At 36.8% G+C, this 26,179-nt stretch carries 21 protein-coding genes; 17 read left to right on the top strand and 4 right to left on the bottom strand.

Going from position 1 to position 26,179, the window contains the following annotated elements; all coding sequences use genetic code 11:
- Positions 1 to 53 precede the first annotated feature (53 nt).
- Positions 54 to 1,058 carry an AAA family ATPase gene (locus EKM00_RS04310; protein WP_126452140.1) on the bottom strand — a complete coding sequence of 335 codons (1,005 nt, stop codon included), beginning with the start codon at positions 1,056 to 1,058 and terminating at the stop codon, positions 54 to 56.
- A 212-nt stretch (positions 1,059 to 1,270) separates the two neighbouring features.
- On the opposite strand from EKM00_RS04310, the gene EKM00_RS04305 reads away from it, so the two are divergent.
- From EKM00_RS04305 to EKM00_RS04290, 4 genes are all read left to right on the top strand, one after another.
- Positions 1,271 to 2,143 (top strand): aldo/keto reductase, encoded by an 873-nt coding sequence (locus EKM00_RS04305; protein WP_126452142.1) that lies wholly within the window; start codon positions 1,271 to 1,273, stop codon positions 2,141 to 2,143.
- A gap of 49 nt (positions 2,144 to 2,192) precedes the next feature.
- Positions 2,193 to 2,945 (top strand): SDR family NAD(P)-dependent oxidoreductase, encoded by a 753-nt coding sequence (locus tag EKM00_RS04300; protein WP_126515346.1) that lies wholly within the window; start codon positions 2,193 to 2,195, stop codon positions 2,943 to 2,945.
- Positions 2,946 to 3,191: 246 nt separating this feature from the next.
- A complete protein-coding gene (locus EKM00_RS04295; RefSeq protein ID WP_126515345.1) occupies positions 3,192 to 4,331 on the top strand; it encodes an ATP-binding protein in 1,140 nt (379 codons plus the stop codon).
- 274 nt (positions 4,332 to 4,605) lie between these two features.
- Positions 4,606 to 5,331 (top strand): metallophosphoesterase family protein, encoded by a 726-nt coding sequence (locus tag EKM00_RS04290; RefSeq protein WP_126452327.1) that lies wholly within the window; start codon positions 4,606 to 4,608, stop codon positions 5,329 to 5,331.
- Positions 5,332 to 5,623: 292 nt separating this feature from the next.
- Here EKM00_RS04290 and amaB read toward each other — a convergent pair whose 3' ends face one another.
- Complete coding sequence (amaB, locus tag EKM00_RS04285) at positions 5,624 to 7,171, bottom strand: L-piperidine-6-carboxylate dehydrogenase (RefSeq protein ID WP_126452148.1); 1,548 nt, start codon at positions 7,169 to 7,171, stop codon at positions 5,624 to 5,626.
- 396 nt (positions 7,172 to 7,567) lie between these two features.
- Between amaB and metG the strand changes: the two genes are divergently transcribed.
- The 5 genes from metG to EKM00_RS04260 all read left to right on the top strand — a co-directional run bounded on the left by metG (position 7,568) and on the right by EKM00_RS04260 (position 13,422).
- On the top strand, positions 7,568 to 9,640 hold the full coding sequence (gene metG, locus EKM00_RS04280; protein ID WP_126515344.1) for a methionine--tRNA ligase: 2,073 nt from the start codon (positions 7,568 to 7,570) through the stop codon (positions 9,638 to 9,640).
- Between the two features lie 206 nt (positions 9,641 to 9,846).
- Positions 9,847 to 10,539, top strand: a complete 693-nt coding sequence (locus tag EKM00_RS04275; RefSeq protein ID WP_126452152.1) for an HAD family hydrolase — start codon at positions 9,847 to 9,849, stop codon at positions 10,537 to 10,539.
- Between the two features lie 284 nt (positions 10,540 to 10,823).
- Positions 10,824 to 12,083 carry an OmpA family protein gene (locus EKM00_RS04270; RefSeq protein WP_126452154.1) on the top strand — a complete coding sequence of 420 codons (1,260 nt, stop codon included), beginning with the start codon at positions 10,824 to 10,826 and terminating at the stop codon, positions 12,081 to 12,083.
- A 166-nt stretch (positions 12,084 to 12,249) separates the two neighbouring features.
- The gene (locus tag EKM00_RS04265) at positions 12,250 to 12,879 is read left to right on the top strand and encodes a chloramphenicol acetyltransferase (RefSeq protein ID WP_126515343.1); all 630 of its coding nucleotides are present in this window, start codon (positions 12,250 to 12,252) and stop codon (positions 12,877 to 12,879) included.
- Between the two features lie 36 nt (positions 12,880 to 12,915).
- Complete coding sequence (locus EKM00_RS04260; RefSeq protein ID WP_126452158.1) at positions 12,916 to 13,422, top strand: ferritin; 507 nt, start codon at positions 12,916 to 12,918, stop codon at positions 13,420 to 13,422.
- 295 nt (positions 13,423 to 13,717) lie between these two features.
- Here the strand turns inward: EKM00_RS04260 and EKM00_RS04255 are convergent, their stop codons facing one another.
- Positions 13,718 to 14,050: a single-stranded DNA-binding protein gene (locus tag EKM00_RS04255; RefSeq protein ID WP_126452160.1), complete on the bottom strand. Its 333-nt coding sequence runs from the start codon at positions 14,048 to 14,050 to the stop codon at positions 13,718 to 13,720.
- Positions 14,051 to 14,228: 178 nt separating this feature from the next.
- On the opposite strand from EKM00_RS04255, the gene EKM00_RS04250 reads away from it, so the two are divergent.
- The 5 genes from EKM00_RS04250 (at position 14,229) to EKM00_RS04230 (ending at position 20,390) form a co-directional block, all read left to right on the top strand.
- Positions 14,229 to 15,758: a bifunctional GNAT family N-acetyltransferase/carbon-nitrogen hydrolase family protein gene (locus tag EKM00_RS04250; protein WP_126515342.1), complete on the top strand. Its 1,530-nt coding sequence runs from the start codon at positions 14,229 to 14,231 to the stop codon at positions 15,756 to 15,758.
- Positions 15,755 to 16,105 carry a hypothetical protein gene (locus EKM00_RS04245; protein ID WP_126452170.1) on the top strand — a complete coding sequence of 117 codons (351 nt, stop codon included), beginning with the start codon at positions 15,755 to 15,757 and terminating at the stop codon, positions 16,103 to 16,105. Before EKM00_RS04250 ends, EKM00_RS04245 begins: the two co-directional genes overlap by 4 nt.
- A gap of 27 nt (positions 16,106 to 16,132) precedes the next feature.
- Positions 16,133 to 18,523, top strand: coding sequence for a M28 family peptidase (locus EKM00_RS04240; protein WP_370453918.1), 2,391 nt, complete (start codon positions 16,133 to 16,135; stop codon positions 18,521 to 18,523).
- 120 nt (positions 18,524 to 18,643) lie between these two features.
- On the top strand, positions 18,644 to 19,447 hold the full coding sequence (locus tag EKM00_RS04235; RefSeq protein ID WP_126515341.1) for an SDR family oxidoreductase: 804 nt from the start codon (positions 18,644 to 18,646) through the stop codon (positions 19,445 to 19,447).
- Position 19,448: 1 nt separating this feature from the next.
- Positions 19,449 to 20,390 (top strand): DMT family transporter, encoded by a 942-nt coding sequence (locus tag EKM00_RS04230; protein ID WP_233592233.1) that lies wholly within the window; start codon positions 19,449 to 19,451, stop codon positions 20,388 to 20,390.
- A gap of 147 nt (positions 20,391 to 20,537) precedes the next feature.
- On the opposite strand, the gene EKM00_RS04225 is transcribed toward EKM00_RS04230, so the two are convergent.
- Positions 20,538 to 22,601, bottom strand: a complete 2,064-nt coding sequence (locus EKM00_RS04225; RefSeq protein ID WP_126515340.1) for a M13 family metallopeptidase — start codon at positions 22,599 to 22,601, stop codon at positions 20,538 to 20,540.
- 138 nt (positions 22,602 to 22,739) lie between these two features.
- Between EKM00_RS04225 and EKM00_RS04220 the strand changes: the two genes are divergently transcribed.
- From EKM00_RS04220 to feoB, 3 genes are all read left to right on the top strand, one after another.
- The gene (locus EKM00_RS04220) at positions 22,740 to 23,405 is read left to right on the top strand and encodes an SCO family protein (protein ID WP_126515339.1); all 666 of its coding nucleotides are present in this window, start codon (positions 22,740 to 22,742) and stop codon (positions 23,403 to 23,405) included.
- Between the two features lie 155 nt (positions 23,406 to 23,560).
- On the top strand, positions 23,561 to 23,800 hold the full coding sequence (locus EKM00_RS04215) for a FeoA family protein (RefSeq protein ID WP_126452178.1): 240 nt from the start codon (positions 23,561 to 23,563) through the stop codon (positions 23,798 to 23,800).
- On the top strand, positions 23,800 to 25,899 hold the full coding sequence (feoB, locus tag EKM00_RS04210) for a ferrous iron transport protein B (protein WP_126515338.1): 2,100 nt from the start codon (positions 23,800 to 23,802) through the stop codon (positions 25,897 to 25,899). The genes EKM00_RS04215 and feoB overlap by 1 nt, the downstream gene beginning before the upstream one ends.
- Positions 25,900 to 26,179 lie beyond the last annotated feature (280 nt).

Raw genomic sequence — 26,179 nt, 5'->3', positions numbered from 1 at the left:
GGTGAGTAGCAACCAAAAAAGGCTAATTACTATTCACTTTTTACTATTCACTTTTATGGTACTTCTATTTCGTTTACAATTTTGTTAATAATATCAACCGAAGTAATGTTTTCGGCTTCTGCTTCGTAGGTAACACCAATTCTGTGACGCAATACATCATGCACTACCGCCCGAACATCTTCTGGAATTACATAACCGCGACGTTTGATAAAAGCGTAACATTTTGCAGCATTTGCTAAATTGATGCTTCCTCGAGGAGATGCTCCAAAACTGATTAACGGTTTCAAATCAGCCAATTTGTATTTCTCCGGGTACCGTGTGGCAAAAACGATATCCAGAATGTATTTCTCTATTTTTTCATCCATGTATACTTCCCGAACGGCTTCCTGTGCGCGCAAGATTTGCTCTACTGAAACTACTGGATTAACTTTTTCATAACTCCCTTTCAGGTTCTGGCGAACAATCAAACGTTCGTCTTCCATTTTTGGGTAATCAATAACCGTTTTCAACATAAAACGATCCACCTGAGCTTCAGGCAATTGGTACGTTCCTTCTTGTTCAATAGGATTTTGAGTAGCCAAAACCAAGAATGGACGGTCTAGTTTGAAAGTAGTGTCTCCAATAGTTACTTGCTTTTCCTGCATGGCTTCCAGTAAGGCGGATTGTACTTTGGCAGGTGCACGATTTATCTCATCCGCAAGGACGAAATTAGCAAAAATTGGTCCTTTTTTTATCGAAAACTCATTTTGCTTAATATTGTAAATCATTGTTCCCACAACATCCGCAGGCAATAAATCCGGCGTAAATTGTATTCTGCTGAAAGAGCCATGTACCGCTTGTGAAAGCGTATTGATCGCTAATGTTTTTGCTAATCCGGGAACTCCTTCTAATAAAATATGACCCTGACCCAAAAGTCCAATCAACAAACGCTCCACCATGTGCTTTTGACCTACAATAACCTTGTTCATTTCCATTGTGAGAAGGTCTATAAAAGCACTCTCTCTTTCAATTTTTTCATTGATTGCTCTGATGTCTAAAGCCGCTGTATTTTCTTCCATTTTATTATTTTTAAAACCTTGAATTTAATGCCGTCGTTTTGAAGGTGCAAATTGAATTTTTTTTTAGAAGTAAGATGTTAAAAAATGGTTAAAACTTCGACAAAAGACTTAATTTTAAGGCCGAATTATGATACAATTTTTATATTTTTAAGAACTTTGAAAAATATATTTCGAATTTGAAGATTTACGCATTTTAATAAAAAATAAAAAACATGAATAAAACTAAATTATCACCCATTGTAGCAGGCGTCATGAACTGGGGGATTTGGGATAAAAATCTCAATACCAAAGAAATGGAAAACATGATTAATGTGTGTTTAGAAAATAAAATCACAACTTTTGACCATGCTGATATCTACGGGGATTACACCACCGAGTCTGATTTTGGAAAAGCATTTGCAGCCAGCAGTATTGACCGGGAAAAAATGCAATTGATATCCAAATGCGGAATCCAAATGGTGACCGAAAACCGGAACAATACGATCAAACATTATGAATATTCAAAAGAGTACATTATCTGGTCCGTTGAAAACTCCTTAAAAAACCTGCATACCGATTATTTAGACGTGCTTTTACTACACAGACCCAGTCCTTTGATGCAGCCGGATGAAATTGCCGAAGCCGTTTTGAAGCTAAAATCAGAAGGGAAGATCATCGATTTTGGAGTTTCTAATTTCACTTCTACACAAACCGAATTAATTGGTCAAAAAACAGAAGTCTTATACAATCAAGTCCAATTTTCGGCCACTAATTTCGAACCGATGGTGGATGGAAGTTTTGATTATATGCAGGCCAATAACATTCGGCCTATGTCTTGGAATCCACTTGGATCTGTTTTCAGAAAAGATATTCCGCAAACCCATCGCTTAAAAAAATTATTGGCGACCTTAGTTTCAAAATACCATTTGGGCTCCGACTCGATTTTGCTGTCCTGGATTTTAAAACACCCTGCTCAAGTAATTCCTATTGCCGGAACGGTAAATGTAGCCCGAATCCAATCCTTGATGAAAGCCGTCGAGTTAGAATTAGACAAAGAAGATTGGTTTGCCATTTGGGCAGCAAGTATGGGAACAAATGTAGCCTAGAATCCCTATTCAACTCAACAACTTTAGAATCAAAAAAGAAAAAAATTTCATGACTAAAACAGCCTTAGTGACCGGAGCCACCAGCGGAATTGGTAAAGCAACAGCACAAATATTAGCTAAAAATAACTATCAGATTATTCTTTGCGGACGCCGTGAGGACCGATTGACTGAACTCAAAAAGGAGCTTTCAGCATTTACCAAAGTGCATACGTTGTCTTTTGACGTTCGAGATAAAAAAGCGGTTTTCGAAAGCATCAATTCTATTCCGGAAGTCTTTGCTACAATTGATGTTTTGATTAATAATGCCGGAAATGCACATGGTTTAGACCCCATTCAAAAAGGAGATTTAGACGACTGGGATGCCATGATTGACATCAATGTAAAAGGACTTTTGTATGTCTCAAAAGCCATAATCCCACAAATGATCGAACGAAAATCAGGTCATATTATCAACATTGGGTCCATAGCCGGAAAAGAAGTATACCCTAACGCAAACGTCTATTGTGCTTCCAAACATGCTGTTGATGCCTTAAACCAAGCTATGCGAATGGACTTGAATCCTTATGGAATCCGGGTGGGAGCCATTCATCCCGGTGCCGTGGAAACAGAATTCAGTGAAGTGCGTTTCAAAGGCGATACAGACAGAGCCGCCAATGTATACAAAGGTTTTGAGCCATTACATCCTGAAGACATTGCTGACATTATTCACTTTGTAGTTTCCAGACCGTACCATGTAAATATTGCCGATTTGATGGTGTTGCCAACCGCACACGCCGCTGCCACTATTTTAAAAAGGAATTGATTATCTCCATTATTTAGTATAAAAAACTACAATATATCGAGTTATCATTATATTTATAAAAGGGAATAAACAAAAAATGCAACAGTTAAAAATGCAACCGCTAATTCGCAGATTTTCTAATTAATTTTAAAATCTGCGAATTAGCGGTAGTTTATTAAAATATTCTGATAGAAAAGGATCAAAATAGGATCAACAAATATGTCTTTAACAACACTGAAAAATAAAAATACATAATAAACAGTACCAATGATCAACAAACGCATTCTTATTAAAAACCTGCTTGCTCACAATGATGAAAGTAGTTTTTATGACAAAAAGCGCCAGTTAAATTTGCATACACGGGAAGGAAAAGCCAAGTTTCTCAAACACATTTGCGCGCTGTCCAATTCAAACCCTATGAATAACTCCTATATTGTAGTGGGGGTTGAAGACCAAGACAATACTATTGTGGGGGATGATTTTTTTGATGACAGTCGGATTCAGAATTTAGTGAATGCCTATCTGGAGAATCCACCCAAAATTCAATATGAAAATATACCTTTTCCAAATCTACCAAAGGACAAGGTTATCGGACTGGTAACAATCAAGCCAAAAAGCAACACCTCCTATTTCAAAAAAGGAATTCACACGATTCCTGCCAACAGTATTTTTATCCGAAGAGGCAGCAACACGACGCCGGTTGAAGGCGAAATTGAAAAGAATTATCAGAATACGGAAACCGTAATTGGCATTGAAAACAACTCCCGAAACAGCATTGAATACACACTTGATGGCGTGATTGATTTTATGAATTTACGCCACAAAGACATGTCACCAAAGTATAAAGTATTCAAGGAGTTATTTGTGATTTGCTGGGCAGGAATTGCAAAAAAATCCCGTGATAAAACGTATTTATCCCGCGTGGATATTGAATTGATCAACGAACAAATCAAGCTGTTCTATTCGGCTCAGGATGTGGTCGAAATTACTTTTGACGAAGATACTTTTACCATTATTGAATATGTTCCTTTGGGTCTGAATGATAAAACGAGTTATTATCCTTTAGAAAAACAAACGATTCATTTTCATGACAATGGTTATTATAAAATTGAGAGAGAGATGCTTTTTCAACCACCGGAATTCAACAAGAAAATGCTGTTCCATATTTATAATGCCAATATTGCTTTGCTGAACAAACTCCAAAAAGGACTTTCGTTAGGCAAACGAGAAGAAAAAGATTTAGAGAATTTACCCTCAACATTCATGATTTGCTACCTCAACGGTTTTGAAGAAGCCAAACAAAAGCTAATAGATGCCAAAGTACTGTTGAAACCTTTCAACCACGTGTATTTATCGTTCAAGGAAGCGTTGCGAATTTTGAGAAAGATGAAATATGATGTGCAGTAATTTTTTGTTGATTTATTTATTTTTAAAATGTCCTGAAAAGTAAAATAAGCCCCTAAAGTAGTGATATTTTAAGTTTTACTTTAAAATGAGATTTGAGGAATTTAGCCCTGTTATTTGCAATAAAAATCAGAATTTTTAAAAAAGAGCTCCTTTAACTTTAGTTAAAAAAATAAGTTAAAAAGTAGTACTTCACCACTCTTTTACTTAATTTTATACCTTGAAAGACAGCTCGTATTTCTTGCTGTTTTTAGACTAATAAATGAACAACCCGTACATGAGAACACTTGTTATAGGCGATATCCACGGTGGTTTGCGAGCATTGCACCAAATTATGGAAAGAGCCAACGTTACTAAAAACGACACCCTGATTTTTCTGGGAGATTACGTCGATGGCTGGAGTCAATCTCCTCAAGTACTAGATTTTATCATTGCTCTGAAAACCAAACAAAACTGCATCTGCATACGTGGGAACCATGATGATTTATTGCTGGAATGGCTCGGCGAAAGCAAAGACAATCTGCTTTGGCACAAACATGGTGGAGAAGCAACTGTTTTAGCCTACGAAACGGTTGGCTTAGAAACCAAGAAAAAACACATTGAATTCCTGAAATCATTAGAAAATTTTCATCTGGACGAGCAACAACGGCTTTTTGTCCATGCCGGTTTTACGAATATGAATGGTGTTGACTTTGAATATTTTCCCGGGCTTTTCTATTGGGACAGAACCTTATGGGAAACGGCCTTGGCATTAGACACGACAATGAAAACCGACCATGCGTTTTACCCAAAACGCTTTACTTTATATAATGAAATCTATATTGGTCACACGCCTGTCACCCGAATAGGTGAAACGACTCCCGTTCAAAAGGCAAATGTTTGGAATGTGGATACCGGAGCAGCCTTCAAAGGACCATTGACTATTATGGATGTTGACACCAAGGAGTTTTGGCAAAGTGAACCTTTGAACCAATTGTATTTTGACGAAAAAGGAAGAAATTAGATATCCTATTTTTTTAAACCTGTGTTTAAAAGTGATCTATTACTGCCACATTAACACTTGTACGAACTATAAAAAATAAAAAAAGATCGTCTAAGTCAAATATATTTTTCTGGGCACTTTGGATTTTATTATTGCTTTAGAAAAGGTTTTGTTTTTTCCGATGTGTTGACAGGTTAGATTACATCACAAAGATTATTGCAGGTTTTTTAATAAGTTTGCAAGGAATTTGTAATACTAAAAAAGGCAATTTGAAATATTCAAATTACCTTTTTTAGTTAATTCTATTTTGGGGTTACAAGTCAAATTTTATTCCTTGTGCCAATGGCAATTGGGTTCCGTAATTGATAGTATTAGTTTGTCTTCTCATGTAGGCTTTCCATGCATCAGAACCCGATTCACGTCCGCCGCCAGTTTCTTTTTCCCCCCCAAAAGCACCACCAATTTCAGCTCCTGAAGTACCAATATTTACGTTGGCAATTCCACAATCAGAACCCGATTGAGAAAGGAACAATTCCATTTCTCTCATGCTGTTTGTAAAAATAGAAGAAGAAAGTCCTTGTGGAACTCCGTTTTGCAACGCAATCGCTTCTTCAATCGTGCTGTATTTCATTACATATAAAATAGGAGCAAAAGTTTCTGTTTGCACAATGTTAAAATGGTTTTCAGCTTCAATGATACATGGTCTTACATAACAACCACTTTCATATCCTTCGCCTTCAACCAAACCACCTTCAACAATAATTTTTCCACCTTCTTTTTTAGCGCTTTCAATCGCATTCAAATATTCCTGAACAGCACCTTTATCGATCAGCGGTCCTACGTGATTATTCTCATCCAATGGATTTCCTATTTGCAATTGTCCGTACGCATTTTTCAACACGCTGATCGTTTTGTCATATACACTTTCGTGAATGATTAAACGTCTGGTTGAGGTACAACGCTGTCCTGCTGTTCCTACCGCTCCAAAAACCGCTCCGACTAATACCATACTGATATCCGCGTGTTCCGAAACGATAATGGCATTGTTCCCTCCTAATTCAAGGATAGTATTTCCAAAACGTTCGGCCACAGTTTTTGATACGTGACGACCTATTCTAGTTGATCCTGTAAAAGAAACCAGCGAAATTCTCTTATCATTATTGATTAAGTCTCCGGATTCATTTCCTGTTACTAAACAACTAACGCCTTCAGGAACGTTATTTCTTTTTAACACTGTTTTAATGATATTTTGACAAGCAATTCCACATAAAGGTACTTTTGAACTTGGCTTCCAGATGGCAACATCACCGCAAACCCAAGCAATCATAGCGTTCCAACTCCAAACTGCTACCGGAAAGTTAAACGCTGAAATGATTCCAACCGTTCCTATTGGATGGTATTGCTCATACATCCGGTGCAAAGGTCTTTCAGAGTGCATGGTTAATCCGTACAATTGACGTGATAATCCCACCGCAAAATCACAGATATCTATCATTTCCTGCACTTCGCCATATCCTTCTTGAAGGCTTTTTCCCATCTCATAAGAAACTAGTTTTCCAAGTGGCTCTTTGAATTTTCTTAATTCATCTCCCATCTGGCGAACGATATCTCCTCTTTTAGGAGCGGGTACCATACGCCATTCTAAAAATGCTTCCGAAGCTTTTTGCATTGCTTTTTCATAGTCTTCCTTAGAAGACGTTTTTACTTTTCCAATTAAAGTCCCATCTGCTGGTGAATAACTTTCGATGATTTTTCCATTGGCAAAATTAGCTGCTCCTGTTGATGTTCCTTCATTTACCTCCTCAATCCCTAATTGCTTAAGGGCATCTTTGATTCCGAATTGATCTGCTATTGTTATCATTGTAACTTTTTTATTAAAAATTGTTATATTATTTACAAATATATTGATTTAACGTCAAATACTAAACATTGCTACTTTTATTTTGTTCTTTGGATCCAAAATCTGTTTTTTATAGAACAAATCCGTTTATAGATCTCAGAATTCTATCCAAATGATCTTCTTTTGAGGTTCTTTTGAGGTTCCTTGTTATTGGTAGGCAAAATAAAATCGAATACACACTATGGTTTTAATCCCGGATAGTTGTAAATCTATTCTATTTTATCTTAAAAACAGAACAATTACTTATCTTAACTTTTATTTCCTGCGAAGTTCCGTGAATATATTTGCAAGGGATAGTGGGAAATAGCTCCAAATAAAAATTGGATTGCCTATTTTTGTGCTCTATAAAATAGAATCATGATACAGAATCCAAAAAGATATACAATTACAGCGGCATTGCCTTATACGAACGGCCCAATTCACATTGGCCATTTGGCGGGTGTCTACGTACCTTCGGACATATATTCCAGATATTTAAGATTGCAGGGAAGAGACGTTTTGTTTGTTTGCGGAAGTGACGAGCACGGCGTGGCGATTTCGATGAAAGCTAAAAAAGAAGGTATTACACCACAGGAAGTAATCGATAAATATGACGGAATTATACGTAAATCATTCTCTGATTTTGGAATTTCATTTGATAATTATTCCAGAACTTCGGCTAAAATCCATCATGATACGGCTTCCGAATTTTTTAAAAAGCTGTATGATAAAGGTGATTTTATTGAGGAAGTGACCGAGCAATTGTATGATGCAAAAGCGGATCAATTTTTGGCAGACCGGTTTGTGGTGGGAACGTGTCCAAAATGTGGCAACGAAGAAGCCTACGGCGATCAATGCGAAAAATGTGGCTCTACGTTGAATGCTACGGATTTGATACATCCAAAATCGACCATTACAGGCGAAACGCCAATTATGAAAGCAACGAAACACTGGTTTTTGCCTTTGGATCGTTATGAAGATTTCCTGAAAGAATGGATTCTTGTTGGACATAAAAACGACTGGAAACCGAATGTTTACGGACAAGTAAAATCATGGATTGACGGTGGACTCGAGCCTCGTGCAGTGACTCGTGACTTGGACTGGGGAATTGACGTTCCTGTTGAAGGTGCCGAAGGAAAAAAATTATACGTGTGGTTTGATGCGCCTATTGGCTACATTTCTTCTACAAAAGAATGGGCTTTGCGCGAAGGAAAAGATTGGGAACCGTACTGGAAAGATAAAGACACGAAACTAGTTCATTTTATAGGGAAAGACAATATTGTTTTCCATTGCATTATTTTCCCAGCGATGTTGAAAGCCGAAGGAAGTTATATTTTGCCGGACAATGTGCCTGCAAATGAGTTCTTGAATTTGGAAGGAAATAAATTATCGACTTCAAAAAACTGGGCGGTTTGGCTGCACGAATATTTGGAAGAATTCCCGAATCAGCAAGACGTGTTGCGTTATGCGTTGACCTCAAATGCACCAGAAACGAAGGATAATGATTTTACCTGGAAAGATTTTCAGGCGAGAAACAATAATGAATTGGTAGCGATTTACGGAAATTTCATTAATCGCGTGGTAGTTTTAACCAATAAATATTACAACGGAATTGTACCTACTCCAAATGAACTTTCGGAAGTGGACGAAGCTACTTTGACGGAATTGAAAGCGTATCCAGCGGTGATTTCAAGTTCTCTGGAGCGTTACAGATTCCGGGAAGCGTTGAGCGAGTTGATGAATGTGGCTCGTTTAGGAAATAAATATTTAGCCGACGAAGAACCCTGGAAAGTAATCAAAGAGAATCCGGAGCGCGTGCAGACACAAATGTACGTTGCGTTGCAAATTGCGGCTGCGTTGAGTTCACTTTGCGAACCCTTCTTGCCGTTTACAGCTACAAAATTATCAAGAATCCTAAAAATAGAAAGCCCGTTAAACTGGAATACTGTTGCTCAAAACTCTGATTTGATTCCAGCTGGACACCAAATTGGAGAAGCGGAATTATTGTTTGCCAAAATTGAAGACGAGGAAATCCAGAAACAAATTGACAAATTAGAGGCGACTAAAACGGCTAATAAGGAAGAGATTGCTTCGTCCCTCGCAATGACAGAGACACAAAAAGAAGCGATTCAATTTGAGGATTTTGCCAAAATGGATATCCGTGTTGGAACAATCTTGGAAGCCGAAAAAATGCCAAAAGCGAACAAGCTTTTGATTTTGAAAATAGATACTGGAATTGACGTGCGCACCATTGTTTCAGGAATTGCGGAGAGTTTTAAGCCCGAAGATATAATAGGAAAAAAAGTTACTGTTTTAGTGAATTTGGCTCCAAGAAACCTTCGTGGCGTAGAAAGTCAGGGCATGATCTTAATGACCACCAATGCCAAAGGGAAACTGGTTTTTGTAAATCCGGATACCGATGACGTTGCCAATGGAGAGACTATAAATTAAGAAAAAACAACCGCAAATTTGCTAATTAATATGTAATCTTAAATATATTAAGTAATAACCATGGTATAATGTCGTATTTTAAAATCAGGGCGAAATTATGTAACAATCTGATTTAAAGCTGTTTTACTTAAAGTTAATTCTTTTGACTTTACGACTTTTAAACTTTCGACTTACTTAATTAGCGAATTCACGGTAAATAAAAAAATATGAGCTTAAAAGTAATTGCCTTCGATGCCGATGATACCTTATGGATCAACGAAACCTACTTTGATGAAACGGAGAAAAAATTCTGCGGTTTGATGGAAGATTATTTATCGCATCAGGGAATTTCTAAAGAACTTTTCAAGGTCGAAATTGACAATCTGAAATTATACGGCTACGGAATCAAAGGCTATATTCTTTCGATGATTGAAGCCGCGATGACTATTTCGAATAATACCATTCCTATTGAAATAATCGAAAAAATTATTCAATATGGAAAAGAACTGCTGGAGAAACCTATCGTTTTATTGGATGGTGTTCAAGAAACTTTAGACGCATTGAACGGAAAATACAAATTGGTTGTAGCTACCAAAGGCGATTTATTAGACCAACGCCGAAAATTGCACAATTCTGGTTTGGGACATTATTTTCACCATATAGAAGTGATGTCAGACAAACAGGAAAAAGATTATTCCGATCTCATCAAACGATTGGAAATACAACCTTCGGAATTTTTTATGATTGGCAATTCCTTAAAATCAGATATACTTCCGGTTTTAGCCATTGGCGGACATGCCGTTCACATTCCGTTTCATACCACTTGGGCACATGAAAAAATTGACCATAAAATAGAACACGAAAATTTCATTGCTTTCAAAAAAATAACAGACGTTTTAAAACGATTGGAATTACGATAAATCCACCAATCCAATTGGCTAAAATTAGAGTATGCGAGTGCATTTGTCGGATCTGTTCTGTCTTAAATTTAGCCCCTTTAAACCTCTTTTTTAAGTAAAAAAGACACAAATTCAGCATATAAATACCTATTTTGAGGTATCAAAAACGCTTTAAAACATTTAAAAAATGCCAATTTTAGTACATTGTTTATTACAATTGGAACGAATCCTTATATAATTTACTCTTTACCGGCTATCCTCCATTTTTGTACTGTAATTTTGTAATAACTTTAAATTTTAACATGATGAAAAAAATCATACTTACGTTAGTTTTTGCTTCAGCGATTACAACTTTAAGCGCTCAAACAGAAACTGTAAAAAATACTGAAATTGACTTTAATAAATGGTCTATCGAAATTGCAGGTGGTTTTAACAAACCACAACAGCCTCTGACTGCCGGTTATTTTACCTCTACACCCAGTCCTTTTGTTGCTGATCTAGGAGTTCGATATATGTTCAACAACAAATTTGGTCTAAAGGCTGACGTTGGATACAACAGTTTTCAGGCAAAAAAGGAATCTATTAATTTCGATACTCAGTACTACAGAGCAAATTTACAAGCTGTAGCTAACTTAGGAAGGGTTATGAATTTTGAAACTTGGACCAATACAATTGGTTTATTAGGTCATACTGGTTTTGGTTATGCGCAGTTGAGAAATGACAATAATCACATCCAAGACAAAATGGGTAACTTTATTGCCGGTGTAACTGCACAAGTGAAACTAACAAACAGACTTGCCTTGACAGGAGATTTCACGACAATAATGAATTTTGGTCAAAATACTGCTTTTGATAATGCCAGCCTTACGCCTGAAGCCAGAGGTTTCTCGGGGACTCTTTTTAATGGTACAGTAGGTTTAACAGTTTACTTAGGTAAAAACGAAAAACATGCGGACTGGGTTATCGATCATGAAAGTAAATTTGATGCAATTGACGCAAGATTTATGGCTATCGAAAATAAAATGCTAGATACGGATGGAGATGGCGTAGCTAATTATTTAGATCAAGAAGAAAACACCCCTGCAGGAGCTTTGGTTGACACCAAAGGAAGATCAATTGATAAAAATAACAACAATGTTCCTGATGCTACAGAAGCTTACGTCCTAGAGAATTATGCTAGCAAAACCCCTGATAGTAACGTTGTATATGATAACGAACTAATTAAAAGTTTAATTAATGGTGGTTATGTTGCTGTTTATTTTAACTTTGATCAATCAAGACCAACTGACGTATCTACAGAAGCTACTAGTTTTATTTTAACATACTTGAGAGACAATCCTTCTGCTTCAGTAGACATTATTGGTCATGCTGATGAATTAGGAGGATCTGCTTACAATGATAAATTATCTACAGCAAGAGCTAACCATGTTAAAACTACGCTGGTAAAAGCTAACATTGATGCATCAAGATTGAATGTTGTTGCAAACGGTGAAGATACCTCGGTAGATAAAAATTCAGTAAATGCAAGAAAACTAGTTAGAAGAGTTACGTTCTCCGTAAAATAAGCTTCATACTTACTTATAAAAAAGCCCTAAAGGAAAATTCCTTTAGGGCTTTTTTTAGAACTAAACCTTTTCTAACTGTTCCATTTTAGAATAGAGAATCAACTACCTCCTAAACTATTCACAAAGAATAGCTGTACTTTTGAACTTTAAATAAAATCCCGCCATTTTGAGAACCCTTTTAGATATAGAAAATTGGCCTAGAAAAGAACATTTTCATTTTTTCAGACAATTTGAAGAACCTTTTTTTGGAGCTACTGTCGAAATTGATTGTACAAAAGCTTATGCAGCTGCAAAAGCACTAAATTCTTCTTTTTTTAATTATTATTTACACCAAACATTAGTAGCGGTAAATACCATTGAATCTTTTAAATATCGAGTTTCAGAGGACCAAATATATATTTGTGACCAAATTAATGCTTCGGCTACAATCGGTAGGGAGGACGGCACTTTCGGATTTTCTTTAATCGAATACAATGCTGATTTTGCAGTTTTCAAAACGACCGCCGCTACAGAGATTGCCCGCATTCAAACCACAACAGGACTTTTTACCCGAACTTTTGAGGAGGATAACGTGATCCATTTTTCAGCAATTCCGTGGCTGGATTTTTTCTCTTTATCCCATGCTAGAAGTTTTTCCTTTCCGGACAGCTGTCCAAAAATATCTTTTGGCAAAATGAAAGTATCCCCTAGTGGCAAAAGAACCATGCCCATGTCTGTTCATGTACATCATGGATTAATGGACGGTTTTCATCTGGGACAATTTGTGGATTGTTTTCAGGAATTGATGAATCAGTAGTCACTTATTTTATTTAACTTTACTAAAAAGAAAATTATGCTATCTAAAAATATTGAAATTGCCCTAAACAAACAGATTCGCATTGAAGCAGAATCCTCGCAAACCTACCTTTCTATGGCGTGTTGGGCTGAAGTGAGCGGACTGGAAGGAATTGCTCAATTCATGTTTACCCAATCTGACGAAGAGCGCCTTCACATGCTCAAATTAATCAAGTATGTTAATGAGCGTGGTGGGCATGCAAAAATAACAGATTTAAAAGCCCCGAAAATCACTTATGAAACCTTCAAAGATATGTTTGAGGAACTTTATAAACATGAAATTTTTGTTTCGGATTCGATAAATGAGTTGGTACACATCACTTTCTCTGAAAAAGATTATGCCACACATAACTTTCTGCAATGGTATGTTGCCGAACAAATTGAGGAAGAAGCGACCGCAAAATCTATTTTGGACAAAATCAACTTAATAGGAGATGACAAAGGCGGTTTATACTTATTTGACAGAGACTTACAACAAGTGGTGCTTGTCAAACCTGCTATTTAAATGTTAAAATTTATTTAGAACAGATAAAAATAATATACATTTGCCCTAGTTTTTAATTCTTTATAAAAATTGGAAAAGAAAAAAAAGGGAAAGAAAAAGAATCAAAAAGAAATCCTTAAAACCATTAAGATTGCAGAAAACTGCAAATCTAAATGTTGCAAAAAATTCAAAAAAGGGGAAGACAATCGCTGTAAGCGGTGTCCGTTGTTTGATTTATTAAAAAAAGTATCTTGATTCAAAACATAAATGCCCTCTGAGACAGAGGGCATTATTTTATTGCTTCGCCTTGAAAGGCCTATTTCCCTAAAAGCAAAACATCATCAACGACAACTTCAGTGATGTAACGTTTTTCTCCATTTTTATCGTCATAACTTCTATGGGTTAATTTTCCTTCAATGGCAATTTCTTTTCCTTTGGTAACATATTTCTCTATGATTTCAGCCGTTTTTCCCCAAGCAACGAGTTTGTGCCATTGGGTTTCTTCTACTTTTTCTCCTTTGTCGTTTTTGTAGCTTTCATTTGTAGCTAACGAAAAATTAGCTAGTTTTTTTCCTCCGTCAAATGATTTAATTTCCGGATCATTTCCTACATGTCCAATTAACTGTACTTTGTTTCTTAATGTGCTCATGGCGTATACTATTTAAATGTTAGTGTATGTTTGTTGAATTGGTCTTTCAAATCAACAGGGCAAAGATGCGATCATTGCTAAAAGGTAATCGGTTGTTAACTATTTACTTTCGGTTGTAACTATTTGTAACCGTTTGTAATTGGTAAATTTTAGCTATATTTGATAAAATCATCATTTCATGCAAGCCAAAATAAACAAAGTAGAGTTACGAAATCTAGCGATTGAAGACTATAAAGAGCTCAAAAAATCAATGGTAGAATCGTATCCGGAAATGGTAGGTTCCTATTGGAGAGAACATCATATTGAAAAATTATTGAGCATTTTTCCGGAAGGCCAACTCGTAATCTTAGTAGACGGCGAAGTTGTAGGCTCTGCATTATCGCTAATTGTGGATGAAAGCTTAGTAGACAAAAACCATAATTATTCTGATATAACAGGAAAATATACCTTTTCGACCCACAATCCACAAGGGGATGTCTTGTATGGAATAGATGTGTTTATTCATCCAAGCTACAGAGGACTGCGCCTGGGAAGACGTTTGTATGACGCCCGTAAAGAACTATGTGAACAATTGAATTTGAAAGCAATTGTTTTTGCCGGCAGGATTCCAAATTATGGGCAACACGCCAAAACCCTCACTCCTAAAAATTATATCGAAAAAGTAAAAAGAAAAGAGCTACACGACCCTGTGCTTTCTTTTCAGCTGAGCAATGATTTTCACGTAATCCGGGTCATGAAAAACTATCTGGAAGGCGATACCGATTCTAAAGAATTTGCCGTTTTACTAGAATGGAATAATATTTATTACGACGAAAGCCCTAAATTAATAAACCTCAAGAAAAGTGTCATCCGCCTGGGACTCGTTCAGTGGCATATGCGCCAACTGAACAATCTGGAAGCTTTATTTGAACAATGTGAATTTTTTGTTGATGTCGTTTCCGGGTATGGCAGTGATTTTGCATTATTTCCAGAACTCTTTACCGCTCCGTTGATGGCGGATTACAATCATTTGTCCGAGGCAGAAGCCATACGGGAATTAGCCAAACATTCAGAGCCTGTTCGCAAACGCTTTCAGGAGCTAGCCATTTCGTACAACATCAACATTATTACAGGAAGTATGCCTCATTTAGAAAACGGCACGCTTTACAATGTGGGTTTTTTATGCAAGAGAGACGGAACTTCAGAAATGTATGCCAAAATTCATGTTACTCCAAACGAAGTACAACACTGGGGGATGACTGGAGGATCACAAATTAAGACCTTTGATACCGATTGTGGTAAAATAGGCATCATGATTTGTTATGATGTTGAATTTCCGGAACTCTCTAGATTAATGGCAGATGAAGGCATGAATATTTTATTTGTACCGTTCTTGACAGATACTCAAAACGCCTATACCAGAGTCAAACATTGCGCACAAGCCAGAGCGATTGAAAACGAATGTTATGTAGCCATAGCAGGATGTGTAGGAAATCTTCCTAAAGTAAACAACATGGATATTCAATATGCGCAATCAGCAGTATTTACACCTTCTGATTTTGCTTTTCCAAGTAATGGAATCAAAGCCGAAGCAACCCCAAATACCGAGATGACACTCATTGTAGACGTAGATTTAGATTTACTGAAAGAGCTTCACGAGCACGGTAGCGTACGCATTCTAAAAGACCGTAGAACTGATCTATACGATATCAAAAAAATAAATCCATGACAAAAACCTGCTTAGAATGTGAAGAGAAAATTGTAGGCCGTGAAGATAAAAAGTTTTGCAGTGACGGTTGTCGCAACGCCTACAACAATAAAATGAACAAAGACAGCACTAATTTTATGCGCAACATCAACAATAAGTTACGCAAAAATTACCGCATTCTAATTGAACTTAATCCCGATGGAAAATCAAAAACCACCCGCGCAAAATTATTAAGCAAAGGTTTTGATTTTGAATTTTTTACTAATATTCTGCGAACCAAAACAGGAAATACTTACTATTTCCTGTACGATCAGGGGTATTTAGTTTTAGACAATGAGTATTACATGCTAGTCAAAAAAGACATTTAACACCGCATCCAAATCCACTTACTTACCATGAAAAAAGATTATTTCTCCATTTTTGCCGGTTTGTTTATTTCAGTAACCCTAGCGTTAATCTACTTTACGATGATGCCGCAATGGACTTCCAATGATCAAGGGTCCCTTACTGAGTTTTCGACCCAAAGGGCTTTGAATCACATCAAATCCATTTCAAAAAAACCTCATTATGTAGGCTCCGACAATCATGAAGTGGTCGCAAATTACCTCCTGAAAGAGCTAAAAAAGTTAGGACTGCAGACTTCTGTTCAAACCGGCTATACGCTAAGTGACTGGGGAAATCTGGTACAATCAAAAAACATCTTGGCTCGTATCAAAGGTTCTAATAGTTCCAAAGCCTTGTTGTTGCTTTCACACTATGACAGCGCACCCCATTCCTACTCGCCTGGAGCTAGTGATGCGGGTTCCGGTGTAGCTACAATTCTGGAAAGTGTTCGGGCTTTTTTATACAATAAAACCCCGCATAAAAACGATATTATTATTTTGTTTTCGGATGCAGAAGAGTTAGGACTTAATGGTGCTACACTTTTTGTAACCCAACATAAATGGGCAAAACAAGTGGGACTGGCACTCAATTTTGAAGCCCGTGGTTCTTCCGGCCCCAGCTACATGCTGATGGAAACTAACAATGGAAATGCAGGATTAGTAAAAGAGTTTGCTGCTGCAAAAGCGACTTTTCCAGTATCTAATTCCTTGATGTACAGCATTTATAAAATGTTACCCAACGACACTGATTTGACCGTTTTTAGGGAACAAGGCGATATTCAGGGCTATAACTTTGCATTTATTGATGACCATTTTAACTACCATACCGCTCAGGATGACATCCAGCATTTAAACAAAAATACGCTGGCTCATCAGGGTTCATATTTAATGCCGTTGTTAAATTATTTTTCCAATACGGATTTAAATGCGGTGCAATCCAGTGAAGAGTATGTCTATTTTACCATTCCATACACTTTTATAAGCTATCCTTTCAGTTGGGTTTTGCCTATGGTTCTACTCGCCTTAGCGTTGTTTCTTTCGCTATTATTTATAGGAAGAGCCAAACGCCTTATATCAGCCCGAGAAATTGTAAAAGGATTCATTCCGCTGTTTGGTTCCCTGACGGCAACGGGAATAATTACCTTTTTTGGATGGAAAGGATTGCTGCTCGTCTATCCTCAATACACGGATTTGCTGAACGGATTTACCTATAACGGACATGCTTACATAGCTGCTTTCGTACTGCTGGCTTTAGCAATAAGCATGGTGTTTTATCATTTATTTTCATGTCGTAAAGTCAACATCAATCATTATGTAGCGCCATTATTTATTTGGATTGTGATTAATGCCATCATAGCTTTTATGTTACCGGGAGCTGGATTCTTGATTATTCCGGTGTACTTTGGTCTATTCCTTTTTGGGGTTTTCATTGTGACTCAAAAATCAAGCGAAACATTAAATCTTATTTTTAGCATTCCTGCTTTGATCATTATAGCTCCTTTTATCCAAATGTTTCCTATCGGTTTGGGACTAAAGGTATTGTTTGGAAGTGCCCTTCTTACGGTATTGCTATTCGGATTATTGCTGCCTATTTTTGGGGCTTTCGCCAAAAAGGGAATCTGGTCTATACTCCTGCTTTTGCTTTCCATTGGCTTTTTTGCGAAAGCGCATTTAGAGTCGGGATACAAACCCGGAAAAGCGAAGTCAAATAGTTTATTATACCTTTATAATGCTGACACAGATCAAGCCAATTGGGCCACGTATGACACCAATCTCGATTCCTGGACCACAGGCTATTTGGGTGTAAACCCGAAAAAGGCAACCAATTTGAACGAAATTCCGTTGTTCAGCAAATACAATTCTGGTTTTACCTATGCTGCCAAAGCACCTAAAAAAGCGATTCCGAAACCAACTATCGCATTTCTGGAAGACCGAATTATAGGAAATCAAAGACATGTCAAAATAAAAATTTCCCCGAACAGAAACGTTAATCGCTATGACATTTTTGCCAATGAAAAAATGATACTTCATAATTTCAAAGCCAATGGCGTGACTACACTAGGTCGGAAAAATTCAATTTACCAGCGCAAAGGAAAAAAAATCCTGAGCTATTATGTGGTAGGAAATGCCCCTTTAGAATTGCAGTTTAGTTTTAATGCTGCAACTGCGTTCAACATGGAACTGTTAGAAAGTTCTTTTGATCTACTTTCCAATCCTTTATTTGAAATCACAAAAAGAGAAAACTGGATGATGCCAACCCCTTTTGTTTTGAACGATGCGGTTGTCATTAGGCAAAAAATAAAAGCGAGTCCGGTTGTTGTGAATATTTTGGAGACTACTGTAACAAATCCTGTTGTAAAAGATAGTTTAACAGTAGTGAAAGACAGTTTGAAAAAATTATGATGGAATTTCTTTAAGGTCACATTTTATGACCTTGAAGAAATTTAAATTTATGAGAATGCACGGCCACCAATTGTAACCGCGCATAAATTTGAAAATTACGATTGATTACAAAAAACGAAAATGATAAAAATTAGTGTTCTGGGTTGCGGATGGCTGGGTTTGCCTTTGGCGAAAGCCTTACTTTCGAAAGGATTTTCCGTGAAGGGCTCGACGACTTCTACAGCGAAATTAGACGTATTGAAAAATACCGGAATCGCTCCTTTCTTAATTGCGCTTTCAGAAAATAAAACCACAGGAAACCTTTCTGATTTTCTGGAAAATTCTAAAATTTTAATCATTGATGTCCCACCAAAACTTCGTGGTTTAGCGCAAGAAAACTTTGTTGCCAAGATTAGAAATATGATTCCATCTATCGAAAAATCTTCTGTTGAAAACGTACTTTTCATCAGTTCGACATCTGTTTATAATGATGAAGCTATTTTTGTTACTGAAGAAACTATCCCAAAACCGGATACGGAAAGCGGCAAACAATTACTGGAAACAGAACAGCTTTTGCAAAACAACAGTCATTTTAAAACGACGGTATTGCGTTTTGGCGGATTAATTGGCCAGGACCGCCATCCTGTAAAATTCTTGGCAGGCAGAGAAAATCTTGACAACCCTAATGCAACCATTAACTTAATTCATCAAGACGATTGTATTGGAATCATTGAAAAAATTATTGAAACGGATTCATGGAATGAAACCTTCAATGCAGTGGCTCCATTTCATCCTTCTCGAGAACAGTACTACACCCAAAAAGCGAAGGATCTGGATTTAGCTTTGCCAAAATTTAATTCAGAAGAAAATTCAACTGGAAAAATAATTTTGAGTGCTCGCATAGAAACGGTTTTAAAGTATACTTTTACGAAACCAAATTTGTAATGTGAGAACTAAAATTAAGAATGCCGTTTCGTCCAAAATAGACACTATTGGACTGCCAATTTTGGCTTTGTGTTGGGTCAGTTTTTTTTGGGGAACTACCTGGATTGCTTCTAAAGAGGGCGTGAAACACATGCCCGCCTTACAACTTGTCGCCATCAGACAATTTTTAGGAGGATTCCTGTATATTTCCTATTTTTTATTTAAAAAGGCGCCTTGGCCAAAGGGAAAACAATGGAAAACGATCATCATTCTAAGCATTCTTAATTTTGTTTTAAGCAACGGATTAAGCACTTGGGGCGTCAAGTATATCAGTAGTGGTCTAGGCGCAATTATTGGTGCTTGTGTCCCTTTATGGATTGTGATCATTACTTTTTTTAGAGGCGAACGATTATCCAGAGTATCAGTTGTGGGTTTGATTATCAGTTTCAGTGGGGTTTGTGTGATTTTTTACGACCACCTGAGTGATTTTTTGATACCTAGTTTCAGATTTGGAATAATCATTTCCATAATTTCTACTTTAACTTGGGCATTTGGCACCTTGTACACAAGGAAAAAAGCAGCCACTTTTAATCCGTATTTTAGTTTGGGACTGCAAATGTTTATTTCTAGTATTTTAGTTTTTGCCTACACTGGCGCAACTGGAATTTCCGTCAAATTAAGCGAAATTCCTGCTGCTTCCTGGTGGTCTATCGCTTATTTAGTTGTTTTTGGTTCCATACTTACCTTCATTGCCTTTATCTATGCGCTTCAAAATCTTCCTGCTGAAATTAGCACTGTTTATTCCTATATTAATCCTATTATTGCTGTGCTTCTGGGTGCTTTTATCTTTGGCGAAACCCTTAACGCCGCAATAGCCATAGGTGGAAGCGTTACGTTGTTTGGGTTGTATCTGGTGAATTATTCGTTGAGAAGAACCCGAAAAAACAGTGTCAAAACAGAATAAAAAAAGTCCAATTTGCTTGAGCAAATTGGACTTTTTTATACTACAAGATAATTTTTATACCTGTATTTTTTTCTGGACTGAAGCTACGTCTCTGTGTCATTCGACTAAGGAGAAATCACATCAAGATCATACTCTGGTGAATAATTTCTACCAGATTTTTACTCTCTTTTCTGGAGCAATGTACATGCCATCATTTTCTTTAATATCAAAGGCTTGATAAAACGTATCAATATTTTGCAAAGGCACATACGCACGGTACATTCCTGGAGAATGCGGATCTGTTTTCACTTGGTTTTTCAAGGCTTCATCACGCATTTTTGAACGCCAGATCGTTGACCAGGAAATAAAGAAACGTTGTTCCGGAGTATATCCATCGATTAATCCCGGGTTTCCGTTTGCTTTCAGGTACAATTGCAAACCATCATAAGCGGCATTTACGCCTCCTAAATCTCCAATGTTTTCACCAAGCGTGAATTTACCATCTACAAAAGTTCCTGGAATAGGTTGCAAAGCGCTGTATTGAGCTGCAAGCGCTCCTGTTAAAGCAGAGAATTGTTTCAAATCTTCAGCGGTCCACCAATCTACTAAGTTTCCGTCAGCATTGTAACGCGATCCCGAATCATCAAACCCATGTGAAATTTCATGCCCGATAACGGCTCCAATTCCACCATAATTTACGGCTTCATCTGCTTGATAATTATAAAAAGGCGGTTGCAAAATAGCTGCTGGAAATACAATCTCATTATTTGATGGGTTGAAATAGGCGTTCACAGTTTGTGGAGACATGCCCCATTTTTCTTTATCGACTGGCTTGTTCAATTCAGCTATGTTTTCTTCAAAACGCCATTTTGCCAAGTTTTTAACATTATCAAAATACGTTCCGCTTTCTTTTGGACTTTTAATGGTCAAGGCTGAATAATCTTTCCATTTGTCTGGATATCCAATTTTTATTCTTGATTTATGCAGTTTAGCAAGTGCACTTACCTTAGTTTCTGTAGACATCCAAGGCAAATTATTGATTCGGTTTTCGAAAGCAAGAAATATATTTTTGATCATTTTTTCCGCTTTGGCTTTGGCTTCAGCCGGAAACATTTTCTCTACATATAATTTTCCTAACGCTTCTCCAACCGTTCCGTTGATGGTTTGAAGTGCTCTTTCGTCACGTGGTCTTTGACTTACGGCGCCCGTCAGGGTTTTTCCGTAAAACTCCCAGTTTGCGTCTTCAATAGTAGTTGACAATTGACTTGATGCTCTGTTTAATAAAGTCCAACGCATGTATGCTTTCCAGTCTTCTACTTTATTTTCTTTGAAAATTGTTTCTAAAGCAGTCATATATTTAGGCTGCGACACTATCAAGGAATCCACTTTAGGCAATCCTATTTTTGTGAAATAATTATCCCAGTTGATTGAAGGCGTCAGTTTTTGTAAATCTTTAACCGTCATTGGGTTGTATGATTTACGACGGTCTCTTCTTTCTACTCTATCCAATCTTGGTTTAGACATGGCGATTTCAAGTGCTAGGATTTTTTCGGCATTCGCTTTAGCAACTACCGGAGTATCACCAAGGTACTGTAACATTTTAGCAACGTGAAGCACGTATTTAGCTCGTTTTTCTTTAGAGTCGGCATCTTCAGAAACATAATAATCTCTGTCTGGCAAACCTACGCTACCCAATCCTACATTAATTACATTTCTATTGCTGTTCTTTGCATCAGTGCCTACACTGGCTCCCACAAATCCAATACCGCCAATTGGCTCCATTTCAATTAATAATGCCTCTAGGTCTTTCGCATTTTTAACTGCGTTTATTTTTGTCAAATACGGCTTTAAAGGCGCTATCCCAAGCTTATTTCTTCCTATGGTATCTAATATCGACTGGTATAAATTAACGGCTTTCCCTTGATCAGTATTTGATTTATAACTCGGATTCTTAGTGGCTTCCTTCAAGATTGCCAAAGCATCGGCATCTGTTTTTTGACGCAATTCATCAAAACTTCCCCAACGGGTTCTATCAGCTGGAATTTCTGTATTATCCAACCATGTTCCATTCACATAGCGAAAAAAATCATTGTTGGGTTGTACATTCTTGTCCATGTGGTTCACATTGATTCCTGGCTCTTTCGCCACGGCTGTGTTCTGGGCTTGACTTACCGTAAAACCCATGATTACAGGAATCACAAAAAGCAACTGCTTATTGATGTTCTTTTTCATTTTTAATATATATTTAGTTAGTTTTACAAAGCTATCAATAAAACTTTTAACTTCTTGTTAAATTTTATCCCAATAAGATTGTGTTAATTTGAATTAAAAACAAATTTCGTTTTCGTATTTTTGTATTAAAATAACATTATGTTACGAATTTTAAAAAAATACCGAATCTTTTTAGGCGTCTTCCTGGTTTTTTCTGCAGTCGTTTTATCCTTATTTTATTCGGCCTTAAAGCCAAAAAAAACACTTCCTATTTTTAATCCTTCTGATGTAAATCCGGAATTAGTAGACAGTACGATTCAGTATAAAAGTAAATACCATACCATTGCTGATTTTTCGTTTGTCAACCAAAACGGAAAAACCATCACCCAAAAAGACTATGAAGGAAAAATATATGTGGCTGATTTTTTCTTTACCACTTGCGGCTCCATTTGTCCAAAAATGACCACCAATTTATCGGATATCCAGAAAGTTTTTGCCAATGATCCCAAGGTGAAGTTATTGTCGCATACTGTTTTTCCGGAGACGGACAGCGTTCCGGTTTTGAAGGCTTACGCCAAAAAATATAAGGTAGATGCTTCAAAATGGAATTTAGTCACCGGTGATAAAAAAGAAATTTATACCATGGCCAGAAAATCGTATTTGGCCGTTAAACTGGGAGAACCAAGCGAATTATACGACATGGTACACACAGAAAATTTTGTATTGGTAGATACTAAAAAAAGAGTTCGTGGGTTTTATGACGGTACTAACAAAGAAGACATGAAACGATTAATCGACGACATTCGTTTTTTGAGTGCCGAATAAGATTAATTGACCTTTAATTTCTTCGCCTTTTCTGATAAATCCCATCCCAATCCATGCATTTGTTTTGTCTTAATTAAGGTTTAAATGTGATATTTATCATTTTTATTTGTATTAAAATGTGTATTTTTGCAATCTTAATTCAATCTAAATAAGATTTGCAAACAACGATAAATTCTCTCAAAAAAGGCGAAAAGGCCATTATAAAAGACTTTGACATTGATATAGTTCCATTAAAATTATTGGAAATGGGTTGCTTGCCGGGCAATCTGGTAGAATTACTTCAAATTGCTCCTTTTGGCGATCCTTTATATTTAAACATCAATGGTTCACACGTTGCTATCCGATTGGAAACTGCCCGTGAGATTGAAGTTGAAATACTAAAAACTAATTTATAATGACCAATCAAAATATCAATGTTGCTTTAATTGGAAATCCTAACACCGGAAAAACCTCTGTTTTTAATCAATTGACCGGTTTGAATCAACAAGTAGGGAATTACCCTGGAATTACCGTTGAAAAAAAGATGGGTTTTTGCAAATTACCCAATAACATCAAGGCTAATATCTTGGATTTACCGGGAACCTACAGCCTAAATGCCAGTTCGATTGATGAAAACGTTGTCATTGAATTATTACTGAATAAAAACGATAAATTATACCCTGATGTAGCCCTTGTAGTTACGGATGTGGAGAATCTAAAACGAAATTTATTACTTTTTACCCAAATAAAAGACCTTGAAATTCCAACCATATTAGTCATCAACATGGCCGACAGAATGAAATTCAAAGGTATTACATTGGACGTTCCGTATCTTGAAGCGCACTTAAAAACAAAAATTGCACTGATCAGTTCGAGAAAAGGTTTTGGAATTGATGAACTAAAAAAATTGATCGTCAACTACAAATCTCTTTCAAATGAACCCTGCTTGAATGCCTCAAGCATTGATCCGGAATATTTTAATACGTTAAGAAAAACATTCCCCAACCAGCTCTTGTATAAATTATGGCTGGTCATTACTCAAGACGTCAATTTCCTGAATTTAGACCGAAATGAAATCCGAAATTCATTTACTAAATCGCATTCGGATCTAAAGCGTTTGCAACAAAAAGAAACCATAAAACGCTACCAATTCATCAATGACGTTTTGAAAACAGGATTAAAAGTCGATGAGACAATTGCTAAAGATTTTCGCAGCAAACTGGATCGCGTCCTGACTCACAAGATTTGGGGTTATGTGATTTTCTTCATGATTTTGTTTGTTATTTTTCAATCTATTTTCGAATGGTCTAAAATTCCAATGGATTTCATTGACGGTACCTTTGCTACAATAAGCGCTCTTGCTGCCGAGCAATTACCGGCCGGCGTTTTAACCAATCTAATTTCGCAGGGAATAATTCCTGGAATTGGAGGTATTTTGATCTTCATCCCTCAAATTGCTTTCCTATTTATGTTTATTTCAATTCTTGAAGAAAGCGGTTACATGAGCCGAGTTGTTTTCCTGATGGATAAAATTATGCGTAAATTTGGATTATCAGGCAAAAGTGTAGTCCCGCTCATTTCCGGTACGGCCTGTGCGATTCCGGCAATTATGGCAACCCGAAACATTGAAAACTGGAAAGAACGATTGATCACCATCCTGGTCACCCCATTCACGACCTGCTCCGCCAGATTACCTGTTTATGCCATAATCATTGCTCTGGTAATTCCGGATACTCGTGTTCTGGGTTTTCTGAACATGCAAGGAATGACCTTGATGCTGTTGTATCTTTTGGGTTTTGGAACGGCTATTTTTTCAGCGTACATTTTGAATAAAATCCTTAAAATAAAAGGAAAAACATACTTTGTGGTAGAAATGCCCAATTATAAATTACCGCTTTTCAAAAACGTAGGTATTAATGTGATCGAAAAAACAAAAGCCTTTGTTTTTGGTGCCGGAAAAATCATACTGGCTATTTCTATAGTTTTATGGTTCTTAGCTTCGTACGGACCAGGAGAAAAATTTAATGATGCGGAAACCATTGTCACTGAAAACACCAAAAACAATCCGTTGCCTGAAGCAGAATTTGAAAATGCAGTGGCCTCCCAGAAACTGGAAAACTCTTATATCGGAATCATGGGAAAAGCCATTGAGCCTGCTATTTCTCCTTTGGGTTACGACTGGAAAATAGGAATTGCCATCATCAGTTCCTTTGCTGCCAGGGAGGTTTTTGTGGGAACATTAGCCACTATTTACAGTGTGGGTGGTAGCGATAATGAAGGTACTATTAAGAATAAAATGGCTGCCGAGATTAATCCGGTTACCGGAGAAAAGGTTTTTAATTTTGCTTCCGGAATATCACTATTACTTTTTTATGCTTTTGCTTTGCAATGTGCAAGCACACTCGCCGTTACAAAAAAAGAAACCAATTCCTGGAAATGGCCGGCAGGACAATTGATCTTTATGTCCGGATTCGCCTATGTTGTGGCTTTAATTGCGTACCAAATTCTCAAATAAGCCATTACTGATTAGCTCAAATTTCATCGCTTTGGTGAGTCATACTAAAGGCGTGAAAGGTTAATAAAAACCTAAACAAAAATTGAATCGCAGGATGCTTCTTTTAATCGCCTGCACTCAGATGCGTATAAGACACCTCTAAGAAAAATAAATAAGTTATAAATTCGAAGTAAAAAATTATAAAAGATACAGTATAATGCAAAAAACGTTCGAATTAAAACCTATTTGTATACCTAGAAATTAAATTCCTTCTCAATAGCGATACGTCAACAAAAGTTAA

The sequence above is a fragment of the Flavobacterium sp. RSP15 genome (assembly GCF_003968755.1).
Lineage (GTDB): Bacteria > Bacteroidota > Bacteroidia > Flavobacteriales > Flavobacteriaceae > Flavobacterium.
The sequence above is the reverse complement of the archived record's forward strand: the minus strand, read 5'-3'. Positions and strand labels throughout refer to the sequence as shown.